15 protein-coding genes are annotated in these 20,145 nt (G+C 68.6%); 14 read left to right on the top strand and 1 reads right to left on the bottom strand.

The genetic code is table 11. From position 1 onward, the window contains the following. Nucleotides 1-226: 226 nt before the first annotated feature. The 11 genes from IEZ15_RS38755 (at nt 227) to IEZ15_RS38705 (ending at nt 14,915) form a co-directional block, all read left to right on the top strand. Nucleotides 227-1,603, top strand: a complete 1,377-nt coding sequence (locus tag IEZ15_RS38755) for a serine hydrolase domain-containing protein (RefSeq protein ID WP_189281715.1) — start codon at nt 227-229, stop codon at nt 1,601-1,603. A 226-nt stretch (nt 1,604-1,829) separates the two neighbouring features. Next, nucleotides 1,830-3,419, top strand: a complete 1,590-nt coding sequence (locus tag IEZ15_RS38750; protein WP_194535981.1) for an ABC transporter substrate-binding protein — start codon at nt 1,830-1,832, stop codon at nt 3,417-3,419. 59 nt (nt 3,420-3,478) lie between these two features. Further along, nucleotides 3,479-4,444, top strand: a complete 966-nt coding sequence (locus IEZ15_RS38745) for an ABC transporter permease (protein WP_189281713.1) — start codon at nt 3,479-3,481, stop codon at nt 4,442-4,444. Next, entirely contained in the window at nt 4,441-5,394 is a 954-nt protein-coding gene (locus IEZ15_RS38740; RefSeq protein WP_189281712.1) for an ABC transporter permease, read from the top strand. Before IEZ15_RS38745 ends, IEZ15_RS38740 begins: the two co-directional genes overlap by 4 nt. Then, nucleotides 5,391-6,356, top strand: a complete 966-nt coding sequence (locus tag IEZ15_RS38735; protein ID WP_189281711.1) for an ABC transporter ATP-binding protein — start codon at nt 5,391-5,393, stop codon at nt 6,354-6,356. The genes IEZ15_RS38740 and IEZ15_RS38735 overlap by 4 nt, the downstream gene beginning before the upstream one ends. Next, nucleotides 6,353-7,378, top strand: a complete 1,026-nt coding sequence (locus IEZ15_RS38730) for an ABC transporter ATP-binding protein (protein WP_189281710.1) — start codon at nt 6,353-6,355, stop codon at nt 7,376-7,378. The genes IEZ15_RS38735 and IEZ15_RS38730 overlap by 4 nt, the downstream gene beginning before the upstream one ends. A gap of 70 nt (nt 7,379-7,448) precedes the next feature. Beyond that, nucleotides 7,449-10,829: a serine hydrolase gene (locus IEZ15_RS38725; protein ID WP_189281709.1), complete on the top strand. Its 3,381-nt coding sequence runs from the start codon at nt 7,449-7,451 to the stop codon at nt 10,827-10,829. 1 nt (nt 10,830) lies between these two features. Continuing rightward, complete coding sequence (locus tag IEZ15_RS38720) at nt 10,831-12,018, top strand: M20/M25/M40 family metallo-hydrolase (protein ID WP_229846414.1); 1,188 nt, start codon at nt 10,831-10,833, stop codon at nt 12,016-12,018. Between the two features lie 14 nt (nt 12,019-12,032). Next, complete coding sequence (locus IEZ15_RS38715) at nt 12,033-12,932, top strand: GNAT family N-acetyltransferase (protein ID WP_229846413.1); 900 nt, start codon at nt 12,033-12,035, stop codon at nt 12,930-12,932. Further along, nucleotides 12,929-14,035, top strand: coding sequence for an o-succinylbenzoate synthase (gene menC / locus IEZ15_RS38710; protein ID WP_189281708.1), 1,107 nt, complete (start codon nt 12,929-12,931; stop codon nt 14,033-14,035). The genes IEZ15_RS38715 and menC overlap by 4 nt, the downstream gene beginning before the upstream one ends. 478 nt (nt 14,036-14,513) lie before the next feature. After that, the gene (locus IEZ15_RS38705) at nt 14,514-14,915 is read left to right on the top strand and encodes a hypothetical protein (protein ID WP_189281707.1); all 402 of its coding nucleotides are present in this window, start codon (nt 14,514-14,516) and stop codon (nt 14,913-14,915) included. A gap of 76 nt (nt 14,916-14,991) precedes the next feature. Here IEZ15_RS38705 and IEZ15_RS38700 read toward each other — a convergent pair whose 3' ends face one another. Further along, the gene (locus IEZ15_RS38700; RefSeq protein WP_189281706.1) at nt 14,992-16,587 is read right to left on the bottom strand and encodes a PucR family transcriptional regulator; all 1,596 of its coding nucleotides are present in this window, start codon (nt 16,585-16,587) and stop codon (nt 14,992-14,994) included. 733 nt (nt 16,588-17,320) lie between these two features. On the opposite strand from IEZ15_RS38700, the gene IEZ15_RS38695 reads away from it, so the two are divergent. From IEZ15_RS38695 to IEZ15_RS38685, 3 genes are read left to right on the top strand one after another with little or no spacing between them, the layout of a single operon-like run. Then, a complete protein-coding gene (locus IEZ15_RS38695; RefSeq protein WP_189281705.1) occupies nt 17,321-17,974 on the top strand; it encodes a helix-turn-helix transcriptional regulator in 654 nt (217 codons plus the stop codon). Further along, nucleotides 17,971-19,104 carry an aminotransferase class I/II-fold pyridoxal phosphate-dependent enzyme gene (locus IEZ15_RS38690; protein WP_189281704.1) on the top strand — a complete coding sequence of 378 codons (1,134 nt, stop codon included), beginning with the start codon at nt 17,971-17,973 and terminating at the stop codon, nt 19,102-19,104. The genes IEZ15_RS38695 and IEZ15_RS38690 overlap by 4 nt, the downstream gene beginning before the upstream one ends. Next, a complete protein-coding gene (locus IEZ15_RS38685; RefSeq protein WP_189281703.1) occupies nt 19,101-20,042 on the top strand; it encodes an ornithine cyclodeaminase family protein in 942 nt (313 codons plus the stop codon). The genes IEZ15_RS38690 and IEZ15_RS38685 overlap by 4 nt, the downstream gene beginning before the upstream one ends. Nucleotides 20,043-20,145: the final 103 nt, after the last annotated feature.

The following is a 20,145-nucleotide window of genomic DNA, read 5'->3' as shown; positions in this document are numbered from 1 at the left end:
GGACAGCGCGCCGTTTGGCCGATTCCACAAGGCTTCGAAGGAATTTCTGAAATCGCGTCCAACGAAGACGCATACCCACCGGTCCAGACTTTCCCCGTGGCAGCGACTGCACCTGCCGCGCCCCGCGGCCGGTGCTGCTTCCAGACATCAGCGCCGCATACACCGCAACACACAGCTGCAAGGCCACCGGACCCGATCCGTACTCGCTGAACAGGGTGATCTCGCTATGAACTCCATGTCCCATCCACCGGCACCATCGCCCCTCAAGGCCGTCGAGAGCGCCGAGCGTGCATTGCGCGAAGCGCCGTTTGCCGCCGGGCTGTCGATGGCCGTGACCAACCGCACCGGCGTCATGTCGTCGAGCGTGCACGGGCTCGCCGACGTCGCCGCCGGGCGGCCGGTCACCGCCGACACGCTCTTCGAGATCGGCTCGGTCTCGAAAGGATTCACCTGCGCGCTGCTGCTGCAAGCCCAGGACGCGGGGCTGATCGACCTCGATCAGCCGGTGGCCCGGTACCTGCCGTGGTTCCGGGTGCGCTCGCGCTTCGCACCCGTCACTGTACGGCACCTGATGACGCACACCGCGGGGATCATCGAGGGCTCGGACTTCTCGGGGGAAGCGGCGTTCGAGGTCTGGTCGCTGCGTGAAACTGAGGCGACGTCTCCACCGGGGACCTGGTTTCACTACTCCAACGTCGGCTACAAGGCGCTGGGCCTTGTCCTGGAAGCCGTCCACGAGCGGCCCTACCACCAGATTCTGCGAGAGCGCCTGCTGGCTCCGCTGGGCATGACGTCTGCGGTACCCGCGATCACCGACGGGGTGCGGCCCCGGCTGGCGGTGGGGTACGAACCGTGCTCCGGCGGCAGTGCCCAGATCGCAACCGACGGTCTGATACCCGCGACCTGGCTCGAAACCGCCACGGCGGACGGCAGCATCGCCGCCACCGCGCTGGACATGACGGCGTGGCTGAGACTGCTGCTCGGGACGGGCACCGGCCGCCTGCTGTCGGACCACGACCGAGATGAGATGTTCCTCCCCGCAATCGCCATCGACGACGACCACTCCGGCTCCTCCTACGGCCTGGGCATCAGGACGGGCGAGATCGACGGGCGCCATCATGTCTGGCATTCCGGCGGCATGATCGGCTACTACTCAGCAGTCGCCTGCGACCTCGACTCGGGGATCGGATCCGTCGTCCTTGCCAACGGGCCCGGGCCCTGGCAGGAAGCAGCCCTGCACGCTCTCGCCGCCGCACGCGCCGAAGCTGCGGGAGCGCCGGTCCCCGAACTCACCGTTCTGCCGCACGACGAGGAGCCTCCCCGCGCCGACCCCCCGCCTCCGGCGTGGGCGCCGTTCGTCGGCCACTACCGCTGTCACAACCCCTGGCTGCCCGGCCTGCGCGTCATCGCGCGCGACGGCAGGCTGTGGGCCTGGCTGGGCGACGGTGACGAGCAGGTGCTCACCCAACTGCCGGACGGCAGCTTCCGGATCGGCGCGGACGAACGGTCACCAGAGCGTCTGCGGTTCGACACCGTGATCGGCGGCACCGCGACCCGCGCTACACACTCCGGGTGCGCTCTCTACCGGTCGTTCACCCCCTGAGGACGGAACCGGACGACCCCTCCGGCGCGACGAGCGTCACCGGATCGCCGAGCACCGATCACCGCAGCGGTCGCGTTCCCCCTCCCCGCAGGGCCACAGGATCTCCACTCCCACCCGTACCCGAGGTGATGTCCCCATGAGACTCAGACGCACCTTCGCTCCTTGCCCTGCCCGGTCACGTGGACCGAGCCGCTTGCGGCGAAGTGGCGTTGCCGTCGCCGTCGTGATGGCTCTGTGCTTCAGTGCCGCCTGCGACAGTGCCGCCACCCGGAACGTCTTCCGGCTCGGCGGCACCGAGCCGATCGACTCGATGAACCCGTTCGTGGCCGTGAACTCGTCGTCGTACTCGGTCTTCGAGAACATCTATCCGTCCCTGGTACAGGTCGACCCCGCGCTGAAGACCGTGCCGGACTTCGCCGGCAGCTGGCAGATGTCGCCGGACGGAAAGACCTGGACGTTCCACACCAAGCCCGGCGCGAAATGGTCCGACGGCGAACCACTGACAGCCGCGGACGCGGCCTGGACCTTCGAAACGGTCATCAAGCACCAGGAAGGGCCCACGGGCAGCCTGGCCGGCTACGTCGCCTATATGGAGAGCGCCACCGCGCCCGATCCCAACACCCTGGTGCTGAAGTACTCCCGGCCGGTCGCCAACGTCCTCGCCCAGATGTCGGGCATACAAATCCTGCCCGAGCACATATGGGCGCGATACGCGGTCGGCAACGGCAAGGGCCTGCTCACCTTCACCAATCCGGCACCGGTCGTTTCCGGCGGCCCGTTCACCCTGGTCAAGTACGCCCAGGGCCGCATCGCACTGCTGAAGCGCAACCCGCGGTACTACGGCCCCGCGCCGCACATCGACGGACTCGGCCTGCAATTCTTCGACACCGACGACGCGATGATCACCGCACTGAAAAGCGGCCGGCTCGACGGGGTGCAGTCGGTGGCGCCGACTTCGGTGGCCACGCTGAAAGCGGCGGGCCTCATCGTGGCGTCAGCTGCCGGAGCGGCGTTCGACGACCTCATCGTCAACGCGAACCCGAAGCAGGCGGCCGACCATCGTGAGCTGGTCAACCCGCTGGTCAGAGAGGCATTCGACCGAGCGATCGACAGGAACGCGATCGTCAAGACGGCACTGCTCGGCTTCGGCCGGCCCGGGGCGTCGATCATCCCGCCGTCGACCGGGCACTGGAGTGACCCGACGATCAAGCCGACCCCGTACGACCCGGCCGCGGCGAACCGTTTCCTGGACGAAGCCGGTTACCGCATGGGGCCCAACAAGATCCGGATCGCGAACGGCCACCCGATGTCGTACACCGTGATCATGCCCGCCAGCATCACTAACGGGTACGGGGCCCGCTCGTTCCAGATCATTCAGGCCGGCTTCAAGAAGATCGGCGTCCAGCTCGTCCCGAAGCACATGGACGTCTCGGCTGCCAACGAGGCTCTCTTCGCCAAGAAGTACCAGAGTTTCGAGGCCGCGATGTGGGGCTTCTCGCTCACGACCGACCCGGACGGGATGCTCTCCTATCTGACCTGCCGGTCCCGGTACAGCCTCAACGACACCGGGTACTGCACCAAGTCCTGGGACGGGTTGTACGCGAAGCAGGCCACGGCGATGAACCCGGCAGTCCGGCAGCGGATCGTCTATCAGATGCAACAGGCCGCCGCCCGGGAGCATTTGTACCTGGTGCTGGACTATCCGGATTCGATCGAGGCGCACTCCCCATCCTGGACCGACCTGCCAATGATCGAGGGCGGTTCGTTCTCGGCAACCTCGAAGATCCCGTTCCAGACCGTCCACCGGGTCGGGTGAGCGATGAGCCACGAAACGCGGAGTCGGCCCGCCCACTCCCCGGCTGAAGGGGGAGGCCCGTGAACCGCACGGAACATCTGTTGAAGCGAGCGGCGTTCGCGCTGACCACGATCTTTGTAGCGGTTACGACCAACTTCTTCCTCTTTCGCGTGCTGCCGGGTGACGCGGTGACGAACATGGCCCGGGTGCCGCACGCCAGCCCCCAGCTCAAGCACGCGCTGACCGCGGAGTTCGGGCTGGACAAGTCGAAATGGGAGCAGTACCTGATCTATTTGCGCAACCTCTGCCACGGGGACATGGGTATTTCGTTCGCCCATCGGCAGCCGGTGCGCGAGTTGCTGATCGCGGACCTGATGAACACGGTGCCGATGGTGCTGGCCGGTACCGTCGCCGCGATCGTCGCGGGCGTCTTCTCGGGAGTCATTTCTGCCTGGCGGCGCGCGTCAGTAGCCGATCACCTGAGCACGAACCTGGCGATCTTCGCGTACGCGCTGCCCAGCCAGTGGCTCGGTCTGGTGCTCCTGATCCTGTTCGCCGGGGTCCTCCCGTCGGGCGGGATGATGAACGAGTTCCTCTTCGAGCCCGCGCCGTTCTGGCAACACCTGGGTGACATCGGTACACACGCGATCCTGCCGGTCGGCACACTGATGCTGACCGCCTACGGCGGCTACACGCTGGTCGTGCGCTCGTCGATGCTGGAGATCCTCGGAGAGGACTACGTCCTGACCGCGCGGGCCAAGGGTCTGCCGGCCCGGCGCATCGTCTGGAGGCATGCGGTGCGCAACGCGATGCTGCCGATGGTCACGCTGATCGCTCTGGACCTCGGATACATAGTCGGCGGCGCCGTGCTGATCGAGGTGCTCTTCAGCTGGCCCGGTATCGGCCTGGCCATGTACACCGCAGTCAGCCAGCGGGACTACCCCATGCTGCAAGGCGGATTCCTGATCCTGACCGTCGCGGTGATCCTGCTGAACTTCCTCGCCGACCTGGTCTACGCCCGACTCGACCCAAGGATCCAGCGATGAGTGTGCAGATCAGCAAAGCGTCACCCAGCGCGGAGGTCGTCGGTCCACACCGGAGCGGTTTCCTTCGCACCGCGTTGCGTGAGCACAAGGCCGCGGTCGCGGGCCTTGCCGTCATCGTGTTCTTTGTCGTTCTGTCCGTGATCGGGCCCTACATATCGCCGTACAGCGCGACAGCACAGACCTGCGCGGTCTACGCCCCGCCGTCGGCGCAGCACTGGCTCGGTTGTGACGACGGTGGCATCGACATGTTGTCGGAACTCATACAGGGCGGGCGTGTCTCGCTGCTGGTCGGCTTCGCCGCCACCCTGATCTCCATGGTGATCGGTGGCGGATTCGGGATCCTGTCCGGGTACTTCGGCGGCTGGGTCGATACCTCGCTGATGCGGATCACGGACTACCTGCTGGTCATTCCCGACCTGGTGCTCGCCATGGTGATCGCCGAAGTGTGGGGGGCGAGTCTGCTCCACGTGATCATGGTGATCGGCATCCTCGAGTGGACCTCCACGGCTCGGATCATCCGAGCCGAGGCCATGTCGATTCGCGAGCGTGTCTACATCAAACGCACGCGCGGACTGGGCGCCGGCAACGCCCGCATCATCGGACGGCACATCCTGCCGCAGGTCGGACCGCTCCTGGTCGCCAACACCGTGCTGACCGTGGCCGTGGCGATCTACCTGGAGACAGCACTGGCGTTCCTGGGCCTGGAGGACCCCGGCGTGACGACCTGGGGGACCATCCTGAACAACGCGTTCCAGCGTACCGCGATCAGCTCCGGCGCCTGGTGGGCGATCGTCCCGGACGGATTCGTGATCGCCGCGGTGATCGTCGGCTGCTTCCTGCTCGGTCAGGCCATCGAAGACACCCTCAACCCCCGGTTGAAGGTTGCCCATCTCTCAGTACGCCGCTGGCGGTTGCGCCCGCTGATCGGAAGAGGCGAGGACGCGATATGAGCCTTCTGGAGTGCAGGGACCTGCATGTCTGGTTCGACCAGACGCACGGCGGCCAGGTGCACGCGGTCAACGGGGCGAGCTTCGGCCTGGATGCGGGGCAACGGTTCGGCCTCGTGGGTGAGTCCGGGTGCGGCAAGACCACGACGATCCTGGCGCTGATGGGGCTGTTGCCGCCGACCGCCTCGGTGGCGGGCGAGGTCCGTATCAACGGCACCGACATTCTGTGCGGCGGCGAGGAATCGGTCCGCCCGTTCCGCTGGCGGGACATCGCCATGGTGTTCCAGGGCGCGATGAACGCCTTCAACCCGATGAAGACCGTCGCCTGGCAAATCGCCGAACCGATGGTCTACCACGGCGTCGCGGACCGGGCAGAGGCCCGCAGCCGCGCCAGTGAACTACTGGAGCTGGTCGGAATCCCCGCCGCGGCCGGGAAACGCTATCCGCACGAGTTCTCCGGCGGCATGCGCCAACGTGCGGCGATCGCGATGGCCCTCGCCTGTGAGCCGAAGATCCTGCTCGCCGACGAGCCGACCACCGCGCTGGACGTGATGGTCCAGGCGCAGGTCCTGGAACTGCTGACCCGTCTTTCCGACGAGCTGGGCCTCGCGCTGATTCTGGTGACGCACGATCTGCCGGTGGTCGCTCAGACCTGTGAGCGGGCCGCCGTCATGTATGGCGGCGAGATCGTGGAGGACGGGCCGGTCGCCGATCTCTACCATGCCGCCAGCCATCCCTACACCCGGCTGCTGTTCGCCGCCACACCCGACCTCTACGGGGAGGAGCGGATCACCACGATCCCCGGGGGGCCACCTCGGCTGGACTCCGTCATCGCCGGCTGCCCGTTCCGGCCACGGTGCGACGTGCCAATGGAGCGGTGCGACGGCGAGCACCCAACGCTGAGTATCACCGGCCCGGACCACCGTGCCGCTTGTCACCGCAACGAACTCCAGGGGGCGAAATGAGCACGCCGCACGCGGCGCCATCAGCGGCGGAATCACTGCTGGAAGTGGAGGGACTGGCGGCACGCTACCCGGTGCGTCGCGGACTGACCCAAGTACTGGCACGCCAAACAAGGCGCTGGGTGCATGCAGTCGACGGAGTCAGCCTCAGCCTGGCCCGCGGCGAGATGGTCGCCCTGGTCGGCGAGTCCGGCTGCGGGAAGACCACGACTGTCCAGACGATCAGCGGCATGGTCACGCCGTCCTCCGGCTCGATCCAGCTGGACGGAGCCGAGATCGTCGGCCTGTCCGAACGGAGGCTGCGCCCCCTGCGCAGACGGATGCAGATGATCTACCAGGATCCCTACGAATCACTGGATCCACGGTTCCGGGTCAGTCAGACGCTGGTGGAACCGATGCTCATCCACGGCATCGGCGGTTCGCGGAGCGACCGGGCCAGGCTCGCCGCCGAGGCCCTGGAACGGGCTGGCCTCGCGCCGGCGGGGGCCTTCCTCGACCGCTACCCGCACGAGCTGTCCGGCGGGCAGCGTCAGCGGGTGGCGATCGCCGCGGCACTGGTCCTCGGCCCTGATCTGCTGCTCGCCGACGAACCAGTGTCCATGCTCGACGTCTCGGTCCGTGCCGGAGTGCTCGCCCTCCTCGACGCGCTGCGCCGCGACCCCGGGATGGGAATCCTGATGATCACTCACGACCTCTCCACCGCAGCCCACTTCGCGGACCGCATCGCGGTCATGTACCTGGGCCGCATCGTCGAGCAGGGGCCGGCGCAGACGGTGGTCCGCGCCCCGCGCCACCCTTACACCCGGGCCCTGCTGTCGGTGGTTCCCGACCGGGACCCCCGCAAGGCCGGGACGCCACAGATTCTGACCGGCGAGGCCCCCGACCCGGCCAACGTGCCGTCCGGCTGCCGGTTTCGCACCCGCTGTCCCGTCGCCGAAGCGCAGTGCACGACGGCCGATCCACATCTGCGATTCCCGTCGGACGCGACAGACCCGGCCCACGAGGTCGCCTGCCATCTCGCCTAGGCCCTCACGCCGTAGGAACACCTGCTGACCTCGAAGATCCCCGGCACACCCTCCGACCGAGAAGAAGCCCATGACACTGACCAAGCCCTCGCGCGCGCCACGCCGCCAGCGCATCGACGACCTGACCACGTTCGCCGTTCCGGAGCAGCCGGCACTGTCGCCGGACGGCAACGAGTGCCTCTACGTGCTGCGCACCTGCGACGCGGAAGCCGACCGGAACGTGCGCGCCATCTGGCGCGTCGGCACCCGCACCGGCCGGCCGCGGCAACTGACCCACGGCACGGCCGACACCTCACCCGCGTGGTCACCGGACGGCGGACGCATCGCCTTCCTGCGCACGCGGGACGAGGCACCGCAGATATGGCTGCTCCCCGCCGACGGCGGGGAGGCCGAGCAACTGACCACACTGCCACTCGGGGCCGGTGCGCCCGTGTGGAGCCCTGACGGCACGAAGATCGCCTTCGTGGCAGCGGTGGATCCGCTCGCGGCCGACTCGGACGGCATGTCGCCCGCGGCCCGTGCGAGCGCGCCGCTCGTCGCAGACCGGCTCACCTATCAGGAGGACGGCGCGGGTCTGCTGGGCGTCGTACGCCGCCACCTGCACGTCCTCGACCTGGCCACCGGGCGATGCCGCCAGGTGACCGAGGGGGACTGGCACGCCAACTATCCTGCCTGGTCACCGGACTCGACACGGCTGGCGTTCGCCGCGGCGATGGCTCCGGACGCGGATCTGCGGGCCCGCATGCCCGTGTACGTCCTCGACGTGACCGGCGAGCCGGCGAGGCCGGAGCCGGCCGGCCTGCCCGACGGGTTCGCCGGTCCGATCCTGTGGACGCCGGACGCAAGGGCACTCCTCGTCGTGGGGACTGCCGGCGAACCGGCCGGCCACGCCCGCCTCCTGCGCGTTCCGCTGGACGGCGGCACACCGGTCGAGCCGGCCGCCGCACTGGACCGCAACGTGATGCCAGGTGCCCCGAGCTACCCCGGGGCCCTGCCGCAGTTCTGCGACGGCGGTCGCACGATCCTGTTCTGCGTCCGCGATCGTGGCTGTACCCACCTGTACGCGGTGTCCGCCGACGGTGGCACACCCCGCCCACTCGTCGCGGGCACCGGGCGGAACGTCCACGGCCTGTCGGTGGCGGGTGACACGGCCGTCATCGTGCTCGGCACGCCGGCCTCGTTCGGCGAGATCGTCACCGTGGACCTCGCGACGGGCGCGGAAACAGTCCGGACCGAACACGGAGCTGGCCTGGCCGACGTCGAGCTGTTCCCGCGAGAGGAACGGGAGTTCACCGTCTCCGACGGCACGGTCGTCCATGGCTGGCTCATCCACGATCCTGCCGCGGAAGGACCACGCCCCCTGCTCCTGGACATCCATGGCGGACCGCACAACGCATGGAACGGTGCCGCCAACGAGGTGGAGCTCTACCACCAGGAACTCGTGGCACGTGGCTGGGCCGTTCTGCTGCTGAACCCGCGTGGCAGCGACGGGTACGGCGAGCAGTACTGGAATGCCGTGCTCGGTGCCTGGGGCGAGGCCGATGCGAAGGACCTCCTGGAACCCATCGACGATCTCGTGGCAGCGGGGATCGCCGACCCTGCCAGGCTGGCTGTCTCCGGCTACAGCTACGGGGGATATCTGACCTGCTACCTCACCAGCCGGGACGACCGGTTCGCGGCCGCGGTGACGGGCGGAGTGATCAGCGACCTCGTCAGCCTGGCCGGCACCGCCGATGACGCCCACCTGTTCGGCCTGTCCGAACTCGGCGCCCTTCCGTGGGCCGCCCCGGACCGCTACGCGGCGATGTCACCGCTGACCCGGGTCGACCAGGTCAGAACGCCGACCCTGATCCTGCACGGCGCGGCAGACCTGGGCTGCCCGGTCGGCCAGGCCCAGCAGTGGCACACGGCGCTGCGGGGGCGCGGCGTACCCACCCGGCTCGTGCTCTACCCGGAGGCATCGCACCTGTTCGTCCTCGACGGGCCGCCGTCGCAGCGGATCGACTTCAACCGTCGCATCGTGGACTGGGTCGAGCAGTACGCCGGCAGTAGCTCCGGACCTGCACGGCCCCGCCTCGACGCCGCGCACTGGCAGCGCCGGCTGACCGCGCTGGCCGAGCACCACCACGTACCCGGAGCCACGCTCGGCATCCTGCGGATGGGTTCTGGCAGGGAGGACGAGCTCGTCGAAGCCGCGTACGGCGTGCTCAACAAGGACACCGGTGTCGAGACGACGACCGACTCCGTATTCCAGATCGGCTCGATCACCAAGATCTGGACGGCGACGGTCGTCATGCAGCTCGTCGACGAGGGTCTGCTGCACCTCGACGCCCCGATCGCCGAAGTCCTGCCCGAACTGCGGCTTTCCGAGCCGGACGTCGCCAAGCGCGTGACCATGCGGCATCTGCTCACGCACACGAGCGGCATCGACGGCGACGTCTTCACCGACACGGGACGAGGGGACGACTGCCTGGAGAAGTACGTGGCACTGCTGGCCGACGTGGCGCAGAACCATCCGCTGGACGCGACCTGGTCCTACTGCAACGCCGGTTTCTCGCTGGCCGGCCGGGTGATCGAGAAGCTGACCGGCGACACGTGGGACGAGGCCATACGGAAGCGGCTCTTCACCCCACTGGGCCTTGAGCGCACGATGACGCTGCCCGAGGATGCGCTGCTGCACCGCACAGCCGTTGGGCACGTGACCGACGGCGCGACCGAGCCAGCGCGTGCACCGGTGTGGGGACTGCCACGAGCGGTGGCGCCCGCCGGCCTGATCAGCTCGACTGTCGCCGACGTGCTCACGTTCGCGCGAATGCACCTCGCCGGCGGGCCGGCGCACGATGGCACCCGGCTGCTCACCGAGTCGAGCGCCGCGGCAATGGCCGATTTCCAGGTGGAACTGCCGGACCACTTCGACCTCGCCGACTCATGGGGCCTCGGCTGGTCCCGTATCGGCTGGGACGGTCGCCGGCTCCTCGGGCACGACGGCTCGACGATCGGACAGGACGCTTACCTGCGCCTGCTGCCCGACGAGCGTCTCGCAGTCGCTCTGCTCACCAACGGCGGCAACACGACGGGGCTGTACGAGGACCTGTTCGGCGAGATCTTTGCCGAGCTTGCCGACGTCGCGATGCCGCCACCGCTCAGCCCACCGGCCCTGCCCGTGCCGCAGGACGTACGACCCCATCTGGGCACGTATGAGCGGGCGGGCGTCCGGATGGAGGTGCTCGACGGGGACGACGGTCCGATCCTGCGGACGACGGTCACCGGCCCGCCGGCCGAGCTGACGCCCGGTCCGGAGACCGAGCAGGCGATGGTGCCGGTCAAGGAGAACCTGTTCGTCGTCCACGAGCCCGAGGAGCAGTCCTGGGTTCCGGTGACCTTCTACGCCCTGCCGACCGGCGAGCGGTATCTGCACGTCGCCTCGCGTGCTACACCGAAGGCGGACTGACATGGACCTCACAACTCTTGGCGCCGACATGACCGCCGCGCTGCCGGAGATGCTCGCCGACATCGAGGCGCTCGTGACATGCGAGTCGCCGTCCAGCGACCTGGCCGCGCTCGCCAGAAGCGCGGACACGGTGGCACGGATCGGCGCACAGCGGCTCGGAGTGGCCCCGGAACGCATCGTCCTGGACGGGCGTACGCACCTGCGCTGGCGCCTCGGTGACGGGCCGCCCCGCGTGCTGCTGCTCGGGCACCACGACACCGTATGGCCGATCGGGACGCTGACGACCCATCCGTTCGCGGTCGCCACCGGCGTGCTGCGCGGCCCGGGCTGCTTCGACATGAAGGCAGGTCTGGTGTTGGCGATGCACGCCGCGGCTCGCCTTCCCGACCCCTCGGGCGTGACGATTCTGATCAACGCCGATGAAGAGATCGGCTCGCCCAGCTCGCGGACGCTCATCGAGACCGAGGCCACCGGCCTGGCCGCGGCTCTGGTGCTTGAAGCGGCAGCCGACGGCGGCGCGCTCAAGACCGAGCGCAAGGGCGTCTCGCAGTACGAGGTGGCCGTCTCGGGCCGGGCCGCCCACGCCGGTCTGGAACCCGAGCGCGGTGTCAACGCCACCGTCGAGACAGCTCATCAGGTGCTGGCAGTGACCGCGCTCGCCGACCCGGACCGGGGCACGACGGTCACACCGACGCTGATGTCGGCGGGTCTCACGTCGAACACCGTGCCGGCCGCCGGGGAGTTCACGGTCGACGTGAGGGTCCGCGACGTCGCCGAGCAGCACCGGATCGACGCCGCGATGCGCGCCCTGCAGCCGACGCTGGACGGTGCGCGCGTGGAGATCACGGGCGGCCCGAACTGTCCGCCGCTGGCCGCGGAGGCGTCAGCAGCCCTGTACGCGCGCGCCGTGGCCGTGGCCGCCGACCTCGGACTGCCTCCACCAATCCGTGCCGCGGTGGGTGGCGGCTCGGACGGCAACTTCACCGCCGGCGTCGGCACACCCACGCTGGACGGGCTCGGCGCGGTGGGCGGCGGCGCCCACGCCGACGACGAGCATGTGCTGGTTGCCGAGTTACCCGCATGTGTCGCCCTGGTTGCTGCGCTCGTCGCGGGGTTGCTCGACGAGGCGTCGGCCGGTCCCTCCCCAGCGGGCCGATCACGACGTTCCCGGACGAGGTCACGAGAATGAGAATGGAGCGGGTGGTGGATTCGTACAGTCTCCGCGCCGGTGCGGATCCGGGCGCTGATGCCGCGGTGAACGCCGCAGACCTGGCCGCGCGCGCAGCGGGCGTTCACGTCCGGGAGGTCGTCGAGCTCGGTGAACTCGAAGCGGTGCACAGGCTTTACGACACGATCTGGCGCCCCGACCCGTCGAGCCCGCCGGTGACGTCCGAACTCCTGCGAGCCCTGGCCAAGGCCGGAAACTACGTCACCGGCGCGTTCGATGGCCCCCAGCTGGTGGGCGCGTGTGTCGGCTTCTTCCGCCCACCTGCGGAGGAGGCGATGCACAGCCACATCGCCGGGGTGTCCGCGGCGGCATACGGCCGGAGCGTCGGCTTCGCCCTCAAGCTGCACCAGCGCGCCTGGGCGATGACGCGTGGCGTCTCGGAGATCGCGTGGACCTTCGACCCACTCGTCAGCCGTAACGCGTACTTCAATCTGGCCAAACTCGCTGCCGGGGCCCCGGAGTACCTGACCAACTTCTACGGCGGCGTGCACGACGGCATCAACGGAGACGATGACACCGACCGGCTGTTCGTCCGGTGGTCCTTGCGCACGCCCGAAGTGGTGGCCGCCTGCGCCGGAACAGTCCGGCCGTGCGACGCGGAGTCCGAGCAGCGACGCGGAGCCGTGGTGGCGCTCGCCTGCTCCGACGACGGGTCGCCGGTGCCCGGTGTGCCGGATGGCGACACGCTGCTGGTGGCCGTGCCGCCGGACATCGCGTCGCTGCGTGCGGCAGAGCCCGAACGCGGCCGGGCGTGGCGCACCGCGGTACGTGAGGTGCTCACGGCAGCGATGGCGGATGACCTCCACATCGCCGGATTCGACAAATCCGGTTGGTACGTCCTCAAGCGCGACACAACAGAAGGGCAGCACGCATGAAACTGACCGGAGTGGAACTCCGCCGGATCCGCCTGCCACTCGTGGCACCGTTCCGTACCTCATTCGGCACCGAGACGGAGCGCGAAGCCCTGCTCCTGCGTGTGGTTGCCGACGAGGCGGAGGGCTGGGGAGAATGCGTCGCCACGGTCGATCCGCTGTACTCCTCCGAGTACGCCGACGCCGCGGTGGATGTACTGAGCCGCTTCCTCATTCCCGCCCTCGCGGCGCACGATCGGCTGAGTGCCAACGCCGTCGCACCCGCACTGGCCCGGTTTAAGGGACACCGGATGGCCAAGGCGGCGCTCGAGATGGGCGTACTCGACGCCGAACTGCGCGCCCTGGGCCGGCCGCTGGCGCAGGAGCTGGGCGCCGCACATGACCGTGTCCCCTGCGGGGTCTCGGTCGGCATCATGTCCTCCATCGGCGAGCTCCTCGACGCCGTCGGAGGCTACCTCGATGAGGGATACGTCCGCATCAAGCTGAAGATCGAACCCGGATGGGACATCGAACCGGTACGCTCGGTACGCGAGCGGTTCGGCGACGACGTGCTGCTGCAGGTCGACGCGAACACGGCGTACACACGCGCCGATGCACGCCATCTCGCAAGGCTCGACCCCTTCGACCTGCTGCTGATCGAGCAGCCGCTCGACGAAGAAGACATCCTCGGCCACGCCGAGCTGGCCAAAGCTGTCCGCACGCCCATCTGCCTGGACGAGTCCATCACATCGGCCCGCGCAGCTGCTGACGCGATCGGGCTCGGCGCGTGTTCGATCGTCAATGTCAAGCCCGGACGCGTCGGTGGGTACCTCGAGGCTCGCCGCATCCACGACGTCTGCGTCGCTCATGGCGTGCCGGTGTGGTGCGGCGGGATGCTGGAGACCGGTCTGGGCCGGGCGGCGAACATCGCACTGGCGGCACTGCCCGGCTTCACACTGCCCGGCGACACATCCGCCTCGGACCGCTACTACCGAACGGACATCACGAACCCGTTCGTCCTGAGGGACGGCCACCTTCCGGTGCCGACAGGCCCCGGCATCGGCGTCATGCCCCTCGCCGACGAGCTGAAGGCAGTCACCACCAGTACCCAGTGGCTGCCTCTGTAGGCCGCTGGACGCGATCTGGCCGTTCGCTGGGCAGTAGTTGGAGCCGCTGAAGCCCACGGATCGTCCGAGATGTGAACTCTGAAATGTAGACCGGCTCAGCGGTTCCAAGATGCCGGGAGGGGCTTGGGCGTACTCGTCGTGGGTTCCCGGGGCCCGGACCCCTTGAACGCTGAGGCCGGCCGCCGCTCCTCCCGCCGTCGCGGCCAGGTTGTCGAGCGTCGACGTCAGCACAACGCCCTCTGTTGATCCGGGCTTCGTCCCTGGAAAGAGACGGGCGGGTGCTGACGCTCGCGCTCGGCAACGTGACCGAGCACCTGATCCGACCGTTGACGCTTGTGGTCCGAGCCACCCGCAGGGACCACTGAGCCTGTTCCGCTTTGAAGGACACCGTTGGTGTGGTGGTCAGGCCGCGAGTGGAGTCCTTGATGGCGTTCCTGTTGTTCAGGTGGCCCGGGAGGCTGGGGCGCCTCGGCAGTCGGTGTACGCCTGGACCGGGCGCCAGCACACCGCCGTTACCAGGGAGAAGATCACCGCGCAGGTGATCCGTGCCCTGGCGAAGGACGTGATGGTCCTCAACGAGTACATCGCAGAGCTCGACAAGCTCAGTGCGGTCCGGTTTCGCGAGCAGGAACTCGCCGAAGTGATCTCCAGCATGCCCGGCATCGGCCCGCTGCTGGGCGCGGAGTTCCTCGCCGCCACCGCCGGCGTCATGTGCCGATACGGCACCGCCGACCGCCGCCAGCACTACCACCGCGGCCTGCAACGCGTCTCTACGCTCCGCGATCATCAGCATCCGCAACTGCGGCGCTTCTACGAGCGCAAGCGCGCCAAGGTACGCGGCGCACCCAGGCTGTTCTCGCGCTGGCTCGGCGACGGGTGATCGTCCTGTGGGACCTGATCCGCGTCGGACGGTGCTTCCAACGTGAACTCCCGGCCACAGGTGCGGCTTGACAGCGTCATTGTGTGGTGAACCGGTCGCTGACCCGGAGCTGGATCCAGAGCAGGAGGCGCTCATCCTGGTCGGCAAGGCTGAATCGGAAGATTTCCTCGGCGCGCGTGATCCGGTATCGGCATGTGTTCGGATGCACGTTGAGCCGGCGGGAGGCGGCGGCGATGTCGCTGTTGGCGTCCAGGTAGGTGAGCAGCGTTCTGGCGTAGGCCGTAGCGTGCTCGCGGTCGTAGACCCGAATGGCAGGTCCCAGCCCTTGCATCATCCGGGGATTGCCGGCGAGGTCCTCGGTCAGCTCCAGAAGGGTCGCGCTCGCCCGGACCTCGTCGATCGTGGCGACGGAGGGCATGTCAGGCTCGGCCGGCCGCTCAGCGAGGACCTTTAGCACCACATCGGCATCCTGGCGTGAGCGGGCCGCCAGGTGCAGCCCGGCGACGTGGGAACCGAGTGCGGCATGGATGGGAATCCGAAGGGCCAACATCGCCCGCCGGGCGATGTTGGCCACGAAGTCGTGGTACGACTGCCCGGCAGGCCCCGTTGGCAACAGCGCGTAGACGGTGCCTTCGATCAGCGCGCACCCGTGCCGCCCGTAATGCGCCTCGACGTACACGCTGACGAGGTCCGCCAGCCGCGTGGCCGCCTGCGCGGTGGCGATGCCATCGCCGTCGCGGGGCACAACGACGAAGGCGGCCACGGCCACGGAGACGTCCGGGTTCAGGCTGAGCTGCGGCGCCACGATGTTGACGGCAGCCGGGTCGGCCAGCAGCCGTCGGAGCACATCGGCGCGCTGGCGGCGGGCGACATCAGCGGCTGTACGCGCCGCCAGCAGGTGCAACGCGGCGGTCGCCGCGGCCTGCGAGAGGGCTTGCACGGCATCGTGGTCGAGAGTGCCGGCGTCGACCACCCAGATCGACCCGAGCAGTTCGCTCCCGGCGTGCACACTGACGGCCAGGCGAGGCAGGCCGCTCGGGTCGGTGAACCTCTGAACCAACGTGGTGCCGTGCACCTCGCGGTATAGTGCACCGTTCGCCGGGAGTTCGGGTACCTGCAGGCCGAGAATGCCCTGTCGTCGGTCTTCATCGATCGGCTGGTCGGGCAGAGTGGAGTACGCCAGGATTCGCTGGCGCGGGTCTTCTATGGTCGTCGCGCCGCCAACCATGGCCGCGATCGCGTTGGCCAGGGCGAACAGGTCCCCGACGGCTGGCGCACCAGCCCCATGAACGGTGCGCCCGGTTTCCGCCAGAACGGAGGAGACCAGGGCATCAAGATGATGCCAGGCCATGTCCTCGTCCGCTGCCAGAAGCGAGATCCCTGTCTCCGATGCGGTGGCCACCAGCTGGCCGGCTGACTCGCCGTAGCGCTTGATGACCAAACATGTGTAACCTGCCAGCGCCGCTTGCCCGAGCAACTCGCCGGCCTCGACGCTCGTCGGCCGCACGCCCACAGCGAAGAGCATGGCGTTTCGCATCGGTGGCAGCGGCGCACGCGGTTCGTGGATCAGCGCGCCGGACACCGGTACATCGGCTCCGTCCTGCGCAGTCAGAAGGTGCAGCGGCGCCGGTCCCAGCGCTTCGAGGATTTGCCTGAGCACCGATACCGTCATCCGAAGATGCACCCCCTATTTGGCTTGCTTCCCAGTATTCGTCCGGAACCTCTGGCTGCGGCCCGGCCGGAGCCAGATGCTCCCGCTTGGCTGACCCCAGTTGAAGCAGGGCAGTGCCTTGCCGGCTGCGGCCCAAAACACCTTCGCGCTCACCTGAACCGCCCGTGACGCGCCACTACTTGAACGGTGCGCAAGAGGCTCACCGTACCCGTCGGCGGCGAGCGAGCTGGGGCCCCGCCGACGGGGGCGCCATTGTCCGCAGAGAGATGGGCATCCGCTGCGGCGGCAGACCGGCCCTCGCGCCGTGATCAAGAACCCTGCAAGTCTTCTTGGCTTGAGGCGGTGTGCCGCAACAACCGCTGAGATGGCTGGCGTTGTGAGTATCTCGGCGGTGTCCAGGGCTGGACGAGTATCGAAGGGAGCCTGTTGGGTTGCTTTCCGCGGAGCAGGTTCGATCGCTGCTCAAGTGTCAATCTCCTCGAACCGTGGAGATCTTCCAAGCGGCCAGCTCCAAGGCGGGGTTGGTTGGCCCGGTGGTCGTGCTGGATGACCGCGCCCATTCGCAGGTCCGCCGCCGCGTGGACGAACCGGTGTACCGCCGCGACGGCGTCGTCGTCCGCTGCGTGGCTTCTTCGGTGGCGCTCTTCAGTCGAGTTAGATGCCGGAATTACCGCGAGAGGATCCCGGTGGACTGGTGTGGACTTTTTGTCTGGCCTGGATGTACTGTCCAAATATGGGAAACGTGGAAGAGGGCCGGGACCCTCGTGTGCGGATGTGGGCGCCGGTGTGCCGGGCCGTCGCGCTGTTGCTCGGCCCGTACGCCGAGGTCGTTCTGCATGACCCTGAGACCGACCGAGTCCTGGAGATCTGGAACCCGATGACTTCCCGCCGCCCGGGGGATCCTTCGCTGCTCGGCGAACTGGACGAGCTCGACCCGTCGGCGCAGGACGTGTACGGGCCGTACGAGAAGCTGCTCGCGGACGGTCGCCGTCTGTCATCGGTCAGCGCGGTCCTGCGGGATGCGCGGGATGAGCCGTCTGCGGTGCTGTGCATCAATCTCGACCGCACTCCGCTGGAACAGGCCGCGGCGGTCCTGTCCGCCTTCGGCGCGCCGACCGTAAAGAGCCCCGAGCCGCTGTTCGAGCAGGACTGGTCCGAGCGCATCCAGCACGTGATCGGCACCTACGTCCGCGAAATGGGCCGCCCCGTCGAACGCATGACCCGCCAGGACCGCCTGGCCGTCCTCGGCCGCCTCGACGAGGCCCGGGTGTTCGCGGTGCGCCGCGCCACCCCTGCCGTCGCCGGGGCGCTGCGGGTGTCCCGGTCCACCGTCTACGGCCTGCTGGCCGAACTCAGAGCACCCAGCGCAAAGGACCGACAACCATGACCCGGCTGCCCGACTTCCGCCTGGAAACGTACTTCTCCCGCTGGGAATTCACCGCCCGCCACCACCTGACCGCCTCCGACGTCCAGACCATGACACTCAGCGAACTGCTCGCCCTGGCCGAGGACAAGGATCGCGGGGCCTTCGAGAACCTGTCCCTGGGCTACACCGAGACCTTCGGCGACCCGGCCCTGCGCGAGGTGATCGCCCAGAGCTACGAGCACGCCGACGCGGACGACGTCATCTGCTTCGCGGGTGCAGAGGAAGCCCTCTACCTGGCGATGAACGTCCTGCTCGACGCGGGCGACCACGCGGTGGTGGTGACCCCGAACTACCAGGCCGCCGAGACCGTGCCTCTGGCGCTCTGCGAGGTCACCGGCGTGGCCCTCGATCCGGACCGGGACTGGGCCCTGGACCTCGACATCGTGGCGGCGGCCATCCGGCCGAACACCCGGGTCGTGTCGGTGAACTTCCCCAACAACCCCACCGGCAAGGTCATCGATACCGCAGACTTCACCGCCCTCGCGGGCCTGTGCGACGAGCGCGGCATCCACCTGTTCAGCGACGAGGTCTACCGCGGACTCGAACGCGACCCCGCCCGCACCCTGCCGCAGGCCGCAGACCTGTCCGAGCGCGCACTGTCATTGAACGTGACCTCGAAGTCGTTGGGGCTGCCCGGGCTGCGCATCGGCTGGATCACCTGCCGCGACCGCACCCTGCGCTCGCGCCTGGAGCGGGCCAAGCACTACACCACCATCTGCAACTCCGCGCCCAGCGAGGTCCTGGCTCGCATCGCACTGAAGGCCCGCGAGACGATCCTGGCCCGCAACTGGGCCCTGATCGCGGCCAACCTGCCAGCCTTCGAGGCGTTCTTCGCCGAGTTCGCGGACGACTTCGAGTGGCAGGCGCCGGACGGCGGATGCGTCGCCTACCCCCGCTACCTCGGCGCCGACGGGGTAGAGGAGTTCTGTACCCGCCTGGTGGAGGAAGCCGGTGTCCTGCTGCTGCCCGCGAGCATCTACCGCTCCGAACTCACCGCCACCCCCGCCGACCGGTTCCGCATCGGCATCGGCCGCCGCAACCCGGAAGAAGGCCTGACCGCCTTCGCCGAGTGGATGCGAGCGCGCCGATGACCCTCCCCGTCTTCGACACGGCCGCCATCAAGAAGGCCGCCACCTTACAACTGGTCCTCGACACCGTCCGCGACGCGCTGGTCGCGCACGTCGAGGGCCGCACCAGCGTGCCGCCGCCGCTGCACATGGACTTCCCCGAAACCGACGGGGACTGCCACGTCAAAGCCGGCTGGATCACCGGCGCCACCGACTTCACCGTCAAGATCGCCACCGGCTTCTACCGCAACCCCGCCCTGGGCCTTCCGACCAACCACGGACTGGTCTGCGTCGTCAGCGCCCGCACCGGACAGGTACGCGCGCTCCTGGACGACCGCGGTCTGCTGACCGCCTGGCGTACCGCCGCCGCGGGCGCGCTCATCACCCATGCCATGGCCCGGCCCGGCGCCGTCATCCTGGCCGTCTTCGGCACCGGCGAACAGGCCCGCCTCCAGGCGACCTGGCTGGCCAAACTCCGCCCGGTCAGCACGGAGCTCGTCCACGGCCGCAACCCGCACAAAGCCGCCGCCCTGTGCAACGACCTCAAAGCGCGCGGCCTGTCTGCCCGGCCGGCTTCGGCACAACAGGCGGTCACCGCCGACATGGTCATCACCACGACTCCGGCGACAGTCCCCGTCCTGGATGCCGCCCAGGTACGCGAGGGAGCACACGTGACCGGCATCGGTACGGACATGCCGCACAAGAACGAGCTCCCGCCAGCGCTCTTCCACCGCGCTGAGCTCATCGCCACCGACGACCACGCCCAGTGCCTCGACCACGGCGACTTCGGCCACGCCGTCCGCGCCGGTGCCACCACCCCGGACGGCGACATCGCGGCCGGCCTGCTGCTCAAAGCACCCGTCGACCGGCCCGACACCGCGATCACGGTCGCCGATCTCACCGGCGTCGGAGCACTCGACGCGGCACTCGCCTCAGCCGTCCTCGATCAACTCCTGCTCTGAGTGGGCGTTTGATGTTGGTTCGCGTCGAACGTTTCGACATGCTTTGCCGCATATATCGCTAACGCGCACGGTCCGAAATGCCTGGAAGCTCCTTACCGGCAGG

The sequence above is a fragment of the Streptomyces atratus genome (genome assembly GCF_014648655.1).
Taxonomy (GTDB): domain Bacteria; phylum Actinomycetota; class Actinomycetes; order Streptomycetales; family Streptomycetaceae; genus Streptomyces; species Streptomyces atratus.
The sequence above is the reverse complement of the archived record's forward strand: the minus strand, read 5'-3'. Positions and strand labels throughout refer to the sequence as shown.

Coding starts and splice junctions, on each gene's coding strand:
- IEZ15_RS38730 (WP_189281710.1), top strand. CDS start 6,353: ATGAGCACGCCGCACGCGGCGCCATCAGCGGCGGAATCACTGCTGGAA.
- IEZ15_RS38695 (WP_189281705.1), top strand. CDS start 17,321: ATGGGAAACGTGGAAGAGGGCCGGGACCCTCGTGTGCGGATGTGGGCG.
- IEZ15_RS38755 (WP_189281715.1), top strand. CDS start 227: ATGAACTCCATGTCCCATCCACCGGCACCATCGCCCCTCAAGGCCGTC.
- IEZ15_RS38700 (WP_189281706.1), bottom strand. CDS start 16,587: ATGACGGTATCGGTGCTCAGGCAAATCCTCGAAGCGCTGGGACCGGCG.
- IEZ15_RS38685 (WP_189281703.1), top strand. CDS start 19,101: ATGACCCTCCCCGTCTTCGACACGGCCGCCATCAAGAAGGCCGCCACC.
- IEZ15_RS38720 (WP_229846414.1), top strand. CDS start 10,831: ATGGACCTCACAACTCTTGGCGCCGACATGACCGCCGCGCTGCCGGAG.
- IEZ15_RS38750 (WP_194535981.1), top strand. CDS start 1,830: ATGGCTCTGTGCTTCAGTGCCGCCTGCGACAGTGCCGCCACCCGGAAC.
- IEZ15_RS38690 (WP_189281704.1), top strand. CDS start 17,971: ATGACCCGGCTGCCCGACTTCCGCCTGGAAACGTACTTCTCCCGCTGG.
- menC (WP_189281708.1), top strand. CDS start 12,929: ATGAAACTGACCGGAGTGGAACTCCGCCGGATCCGCCTGCCACTCGTG.
- IEZ15_RS38725 (WP_189281709.1), top strand. CDS start 7,449: ATGACACTGACCAAGCCCTCGCGCGCGCCACGCCGCCAGCGCATCGAC.
- IEZ15_RS38735 (WP_189281711.1), top strand. CDS start 5,391: ATGAGCCTTCTGGAGTGCAGGGACCTGCATGTCTGGTTCGACCAGACG.
- IEZ15_RS38740 (WP_189281712.1), top strand. CDS start 4,441: ATGAGTGTGCAGATCAGCAAAGCGTCACCCAGCGCGGAGGTCGTCGGT.